Source organism: Streptococcus sp. HMSC077F03 (genome assembly GCF_001812375.1).
In the GTDB taxonomy this organism is placed as follows: Bacteria; Bacillota; Bacilli; order Lactobacillales; family Streptococcaceae; genus Streptococcus; species Streptococcus oralis_S.
Window position 1 is genome coordinate 1 of sequence record NZ_KV808755.1, and the last position, 212, is coordinate 212.

Genomic DNA, 212 nt, shown 5'->3' on the forward strand with positions numbered 1-212 from the left:
ATTTGACTGGCATCAAGAGCTTGACCATTCAAGATTGCACTTGCTGAACCTGCATAATCAAGAACAGACTCAAGTGTATCACTTACGCTGAAGGCTGTCGCATCTGTTGGGACACTTGTTTTCACGTTGTATGTGAAAATTTGATCACGATCAGCGAGTGTTTCTTCAGCTTTAGTATTGACATCTTTCTTGATCTCTGGCTCGTCTGGTGT

1 protein-coding gene is annotated in these 212 nt (G+C 42.5%); it reads right to left on the reverse strand.

Translation table 11 applies throughout. From position 1 onward, the window contains the following. Nucleotides 1-212: isopeptide-forming domain-containing fimbrial protein (locus tag HMPREF2853_RS02300; RefSeq protein WP_148131387.1), on the reverse strand; the 212-nt coding region annotated here is incomplete at both ends.